The sequence below is a fragment of the Marinobacter sp. ANT_B65 genome, assembly GCF_002407605.1.
Taxonomy (GTDB): Bacteria; Pseudomonadota; Gammaproteobacteria; order Pseudomonadales; family Oleiphilaceae; genus Marinobacter.
Map to the genome: position 1 here is coordinate 155370 of NZ_NXGV01000006.1, position 6319 is coordinate 161688.

Annotated in this window: 5 protein-coding genes, 4 tRNA genes and 2 rRNA genes; all 11 read right to left on the bottom strand. The window is 53.2% G+C overall.

Annotated features, from left to right (window positions below):
* Positions 1-31: 31 nt before the first annotated feature.
* Positions 32-343, bottom strand: coding sequence for a 30S ribosomal protein S10 (gene rpsJ / locus CPA50_RS19150; protein WP_007350503.1), 312 nt, complete (start codon positions 341-343; stop codon positions 32-34).
* A 187-nt stretch (positions 344-530) separates the two neighbouring features.
* Positions 531-1727, bottom strand: coding sequence for an elongation factor Tu (gene tuf / locus CPA50_RS19155; RefSeq protein WP_096784150.1), 1197 nt, complete (start codon positions 1725-1727; stop codon positions 531-533).
* 51 nt (positions 1728-1778) lie between these two features.
* Positions 1779-1854: transfer RNA gene (locus tag CPA50_RS19160), tRNA-Thr, on the bottom strand.
* Between the two features lie 14 nt (positions 1855-1868).
* Positions 1869-1943 (bottom strand) — tRNA-Gly (locus CPA50_RS19165).
* An 11-nt stretch (positions 1944-1954) separates the two neighbouring features.
* A tRNA-Tyr gene (locus tag CPA50_RS19170) sits at positions 1955-2038 on the bottom strand.
* Between the two features lie 40 nt (positions 2039-2078).
* Positions 2079-2154 (bottom strand) — tRNA-Thr (locus tag CPA50_RS19175).
* Between the two features lie 31 nt (positions 2155-2185).
* Complete coding sequence (locus CPA50_RS19180) at positions 2186-2881, bottom strand: hypothetical protein (protein WP_096784151.1); 696 nt, start codon at positions 2879-2881, stop codon at positions 2186-2188.
* Positions 2878-3612 carry a type III pantothenate kinase gene (locus tag CPA50_RS19185; protein WP_096784152.1) on the bottom strand — a complete coding sequence of 245 codons (735 nt, stop codon included), beginning with the start codon at positions 3610-3612 and terminating at the stop codon, positions 2878-2880. The genes CPA50_RS19180 and CPA50_RS19185 overlap by 4 nt, the downstream gene beginning before the upstream one ends.
* Positions 3609-4574: a biotin--[acetyl-CoA-carboxylase] ligase gene (locus tag CPA50_RS19190; RefSeq protein ID WP_096784153.1), complete on the bottom strand. Its 966-nt coding sequence runs from the start codon at positions 4572-4574 to the stop codon at positions 3609-3611. The genes CPA50_RS19185 and CPA50_RS19190 overlap by 4 nt, the downstream gene beginning before the upstream one ends.
* A gap of 112 nt (positions 4575-4686) precedes the next feature.
* Positions 4687-4801, bottom strand: a 5S ribosomal RNA gene (rrf, locus tag CPA50_RS19195).
* An 84-nt stretch (positions 4802-4885) separates the two neighbouring features.
* Positions 4886-6319, bottom strand: a 23S ribosomal RNA gene (locus CPA50_RS19200); the annotation flags it as partial.

A 6319-nucleotide genomic window follows, 5' to 3' on the forward strand; every position in this document is an offset into this window, starting at 1 on the left:
GGACAGTTACACAGATTAATACCTGAAGGTATTAACCGAGGCTGATCTGAACGTCTACACCTGCTGCCAGGTCTAACTTCATCAAAGCATCTACTGTCTTTTCCGTTGGCTCAACAATGTCGAGCAAACGCTTGTGGGTACGAATTTCATACTGATCGCGCGCATCTTTATTGACGTGCGGTGAAACCAGAATGGTGAACTTTTCCTTGCGCGTAGGCAGAGGAATAGGTCCACGCACTTGAGCGCCGGTCCGCTTAGCGGTATCGACAATCTCCTGTGTGGACTGGTCGATCAGGCGATAATCAAACGCCTTCAACCGGATCCGAATCTTTTGGCTTTGCATGTTGCACCAAACTCCACTCGTAGCAGCGAAACTGTTCGCCGACCTTCAAAAAAAGGAGCCGCATTGTATGCAGAATAAACAACCCTGTCAACAGGCAAGCCAGACGACCGGACTGAAGCACACATTGCAACCGAAACAGAAAAAGGGGCTGATTAAATCAGCCCCTTTTTCAGATCAAACGAGTAGATCACTCGATAATCTTTGCTACCACGCCTGCACCAACGGTACGGCCGCCTTCGCGAATCGCGAAGCGCAGACCATCTTCCATGGCGATCGGAGCGATCAGCGTCACTTCCATCTTCACGTTATCGCCAGGCATAACCATTTCCACGCCTTCCGGCAATTCACAGGAACCGGTTACGTCAGTCGTACGGAAGTAGAACTGCGGACGATAGCCCTTGAAGAACGGAGTATGACGACCGCCTTCATCTTTGCTCAGTACGTATACTTCGCATTCGAACTTGGTGTGCGGCTTGATAGAACCTGGCTTACACAGAACCTGACCACGCTCAACATCATCACGCTTGGTACCACGAAGCAGTACACCCACGTTCTCACCAGCACGACCTTCGTCAAGCAGCTTGCGGAACATCTCAACACCGGTGCAGACAGTCTTGACGGTATCCTTGATACCAACAATCTCAACTTCTTCACCAACCTTGACGATACCGCGCTCTACACGACCGGTAACAACAGTACCACGACCCGAAATAGAGAATACATCCTCAATCGGCATCAGGAACGGCAGGTCAATCGCACGCTCAGGCTCAGGGATATACGAATCCAGAGCTTCTACCAGCTTCTTGACAGCCGTAGTGCCCATTTCGTTATCATCTTTACCTTCCAGCGCCATCAACGCAGAACCAGTAATGATCGGCGTGTCGTCAGCCGGGAAGTCGTACATGCCCAGAAGGTCACGCACTTCCATTTCTACCAGCTCCAGAAGCTCTTCATCGTCGACCATGTCCGCTTTGTTCATGAACACAACGATGTAAGGAACGCCTACCTGACGGGACAGCAGGATGTGCTCGCGAGTCTGAGGCATAGGGCCGTCAGCTGCAGACACAACCAGGATAGCNCCGTCCATCTGAGCAGCACCAGTGATCATGTTTTTCACATAATCAGCGTGACCCGGGCAGTCAACGTGCGCGTAGTGACGCATAGGAGAATCATACTCAACGTGCGAAGTCGCGATGGTTATACCACGCGCACGCTCTTCCGGTGCGTTATCGATCTGATCGAATGCGCTCGCAGAACCCGTGCCCCATACTTCGTGACATACACGAGTCAGAGCAGCGGTCAGAGTCGTCTTACCATGGTCTACGTGACCAATAGTGCCCACGTTCAGGTGCGGCTTTTTACGTTCAAACTTAGACTTAGACATTCGACCAATCTCCCTGATCAACCTGGATCGTAACGCTGACCGGATAAATAGTGGAGCTCATGACCGGAATTGAACCGGTGACCTCATCCTTACCAAGGATGTGCTCTACCGACTGAGCTACATGAGCATTGCAAATCAAATTGGAGCGGGCAGCGGGAATCGAACCCGCGTCATCAGCTTGGAAGGCTGAGGTAATAGCCACTATACGATGCCCGCGAGCAATTAAGTGGTGGAGGGGGCTGGATTCGAACCAGCGAAGCTTTCGCGTCAGATTTACAGTCTGATCCCTTTGGCCACTCGGGAACCCCTCCGAGTCAGGCGCGATCTTATGCACCTGTCACAACAAAAAAGTGGAGCTGGCGGACGGAATCGAACCCCCGACCTGCTGATTACAAGTCAGCTGCTCTACCAACTGAGCTACGCCAGCTCACAATCGCCTGTTCAGCGAGGGCGGTATACTACGGAGTTTTTTCTGACGTTGCAACACCTTTACAAGGGTTGATTTCGATGAAATCGAAATTATTGCCATAATCCGCTTCTACCGCACGAACCAGTTTTTCAACAAGCTCCGGCCTCGTCTCAAAAGACAGCGCGTAGCTTAGCTGATTTCGGGGGAAGTTTGCCAGTACCGCATTGAGATTCTGTCGTTTTTTTTCTTCAAGCACAGAAATTGCTGCTTCGCGCGACTCAAACAGGCCAAGAGAAATCGCATTCCGGTTTTCACCCCGGGCAATCAGATATGAGTCAATACCCTGTTCCTGGAGGCTTTTAAGTTGCTCCTGGGCGACATCTTCAGGCTGAGGGGGAATAATCACCCAATGCAGCGGCGGCAACTCCCTCTCAGTTTCCACTACCTGATATGCATTCGACCGGCCTGCCACCACCCTCTCTGCCAATGATTTCGCTACAGTATCGGACTCAAACCATCCGACACTGACGCAACTTCGTACCGACAACTCTTCAGAATCAGTAACACGCCCCGATCTATCGACTGAGGACAAGCTCTCTCTGCGCAGATCTGGTGTTTTAAGGCTCCCCACCCGTGGCAAGGTTCCGCTTGCCACGCTATTTGGCTGAAGATAGCCGGAAGGCCCGCTCAGCGCGTACCAGAACACCAGGTTCACGCACACGAGAATCAGCGCAAACCACCTCATTCTCCTGCCATCTCTCTATCAATGTAGCTGAGACCTTCCAGCACCAGGGAAGGATAATGAGCGCCCTCCAGCCCAAGCTGGAGAAGCCTACCAGCATCCCCTCCCGTTACCAGGGCCTGGGACAGACCAAGATCAGACATATCCCTCCCTACCCGCTCAATCATCGCCCGGGACAACCAGGACAAGCCTTGATTCACACATTCCGCGGTACTCTTTCCCGGGTCACTCCCCGAAAGCGCGCCCGCCTCAAACAGAATTCGCGCAGCGTCGCTTTTCAGGCTTCTCAACATCATTTTCAGGCCAGGAAGGATATACCCCCCAAGATGCTCTCCTGTGCTATTTACATAATCGACGGTAATCGCACTACCGGCATCTATAACCGCGTACCCACTCTTACAGCGCTTCCACGCTCCGTACATACCGTGCCAGCGATCAGCCCCCATCGTTTTGACATCAGCATATGAATTCTGAAGCCCGCAGCGCCGGGCCTCAGCCCAATGAAAATTAACCGGAGCAGATACCTTCTGCTGCAGATATGCCAAAAGTTCCAGCCTCTTTTCTTCCCGGATAACTGTAGACACTCCCACCCGGGAAACCGCATCCAGACGCCCCTCAATACCAACTAAAGGATCACCTCCGCCCAGGGCCGACCATCCTTCATCTAAAACCAATCCATCCTGTTCAAGGCGCCACTTCAATCGAGTGTTACCCGCATCGATCAGCAGCTTCATACAGCGACCCGCAAGCTAATCTCTCCAGCACGAACGGGAACAACACCCCCTTCAGCCCCGACAAGATAGTTCCCCTGTTCATCGACCCCACAACCAACCCCAACGACGCCGCCGCTCTGGGCAACCAACTGCCGCCCTCTGAACATATCCCGGGCCTGCCACGGGTCCCTGAATGCGGGAAAGCCTTTTCCAGCGAAGACTTCAGCACTCTCAAGCAAGGAGCCAATAAGAGCAGATGCGATTTGATTACGCGACCAGGCTGAGCGGGGGGAGTTTTTTGCAAGACTGGACCAGGGTTGATCGACATCGTCGGCGCGACTCATGTGTACATTAATACCGATGCCAACAATGACCCGAACAACGCCCTCCTGCAATTCGCCCTGCAACTCAACAAGTATCCCCCCAAGCTTGCCGTCGGGCAGAAAAATATCATTGGGCCACTTCAGACGCACTCCTGGCACACCGAGCTCCTCAAGAGTTTCAGCAACTGCAACGCCCAAGGCAAGACTGAGCCCATCTAGCGCCGAAAATCCACCCTGGAACGTCAGACCTGCGCTCAGATACAAATTCTCGCCCCGAGGACTACGCCAGGGCCTGCCACGCCGCCCGCGCCCCATGGTCTGACAATCCGCTATGGCAACCGGCACTCCCACCACCCCCATGGAAATCTGTCGCAGGACCTCAGTATTGGTTGAGTCCACCTCGTCCAGAACATTCAGGGAAATACTACTGCGGAATGGCGCGGCCAGCGCCCCGAGAATTTCGTCTGCATCCAGAAGATCTACCGGCGTTATAAGCCTGTAACCTCGCCCCCTGACAGTCTCTATCTCAAAGCCCTCATTAAGAGCCCGGTGCACCTGTTTCCAGACTGCAGTGCGACTCACACCAAGTTCTGCGGCCAGGCGCTCGCCAGAGTGAACCTGCCCATCACTGAGCAGGGATACAAGTACTTTGGATTTCATAAAATAGCATCCGGCCAGGAGAATGAGTAACGCGGGGATTAAACACCAGGAACGATGAAAAGACAAAAAAAAACCCCCTGCGGTGTTCCGCAGGGGGTTTTTTGTATTAAGAGTCTGACGATGACCTACTCTCACATGGGCAATGCCACACTACCATCGGCGCAGGCCTGTTTCACTTCTGAGTTCGGGATGGGATCAGGTGGTACCAGGCCGCTATGGTCGTCAGACAAAACGGTCGATCACTGGGGGATGAGAGAGAACAGNAATANTGATTTTTTCGTTGCGAAATCCGCAATTGTCTTGGGTGTTATATAGTCAAGCCGCACGAGCAATTAGTATCGGTTAGCTCAACGCCTCGCAGCGCTTACACACCCGACCTATCAACGTCCTGGTCTTGAACGGCTCTTCAGGAGGCTCAAGGCCTCAGGGAGATCTCATCTTGGAAGGGGCTTCCCGCTTAGATGCTTTCAGCGGTTATCCTGTCCGAACGTAGCTACCCAGCAATGCCTCTGGCGAGACAACTGGAACACCAGCGGTTCGTCCACTCCGGTCCTCTCGTACTAGGAGCAGCTTTCCTCAAATCTCCAACGTCCACGGCAGATAGGGACCGAACTGTCTCACGACGTTCTAAACCCAGCTCGCGTACCACTTTAAATGGCGAACAGCCATACCCTTGGGACCGGCTTCAGCCCCAGGATGTGATGAGCCGACATCGAGGTGCCAAACACCGCCGTCGATGTGAACTCTTGGGCGGTATCAGCCTGTTATCCCCGGAGTACCTTTTATCCGTTGAGCGATGGCCCTTCCATACAGAACCACCGGATCACTATGACCTACTTTCGTACCTGCTCGACGTGTCTGTCTCGCAGTTAAGCGGGCTTGTGCCATTACACTAACCGTACGATGTCCGACCGTACTTAGCCCACCTTTGTGCTCCTCCGTTACGCTTTAGGAGGAGACCGCCCCAGTCAAACTACCCACCACACAGTGTCCTCATCCCCGATAAGGGGACAGAGTTAGAACCTCAAACATGCCAGGCTGGTATTTCAAGGTTGGCTCCACGCAAACTGGCGTTCACGCTTCAAAGCCTCCCAGCTATCCTACACAAACATGTTCAAAGTTCACTGTGAAGCTATAGTAAAGGTNCACGGGGTCTTTCCGTCTAGCCGCGGATACACCGCATCTTCACGGCGATTTCAATTTCACTGAGTCTCGGGTAGAGACAGCGCCCCCATCGTTACGCCATTCGTGCAGGTCGGAACTTACCCGACAAGGAATTTCGCTACCTTAGGACCGTTATAGTTACGGCCGCCGTTTACCGGGGCTTCGATCAAGAGCTTCGCACGAATGCTAACCCCATCAATTAACCTTCCGGCACCGGGCAGGCGTCACACCGTATACGTCCTCTTACGAGTTTGCACAGTGCTGTGTTTTTAATAAACAGTCGCAGGGGCCTGGTATCTTCGACCGGCTTCTGCTCAACCCGCGAGGGGCGTCACATACCGCCGGCGTGCCTTCTCCCGAAGTTACGGCACCATTTTGCCTAGTTCCTTTACCCGAGTTCTCTCAAGCGCCTTGGTATTCTCTACCTGACCACCTGTGTCGGTTTGGGGTACGGTCTCAAATAGCCTGAAGCTTAGAAGATTTTCCTGGAAGCATGGCATCAATGACTTCGCTCCCGTAAAGGGTGCTCGTCGTCACGTCTCAGAATTATGGACCCGGATTTGCCTAAGTCCACTCCCTAC

Excerpts from the sequence above, each read along its gene's own strand:
- CPA50_RS19180 (WP_096784151.1), bottom strand. The coding sequence starts at position 2,881 with ATGAGGTGGTTTGCGCTGATTCTCGTGTGCGTGAACCTGGTGTTCTGG.
- CPA50_RS19185 (WP_096784152.1), bottom strand. The coding sequence starts at position 3,612 with ATGAAGCTGCTGATCGATGCGGGTAACACTCGATTGAAGTGGCGCCTT.
- rpsJ (WP_007350503.1), bottom strand. The coding sequence starts at position 343 with ATGCAAAGCCAAAAGATTCGGATCCGGTTGAAGGCGTTTGATTATCGC.
- CPA50_RS19190 (WP_096784153.1), bottom strand. The coding sequence starts at position 4,574 with ATGAAATCCAAAGTACTTGTATCCCTGCTCAGTGATGGGCAGGTTCAC.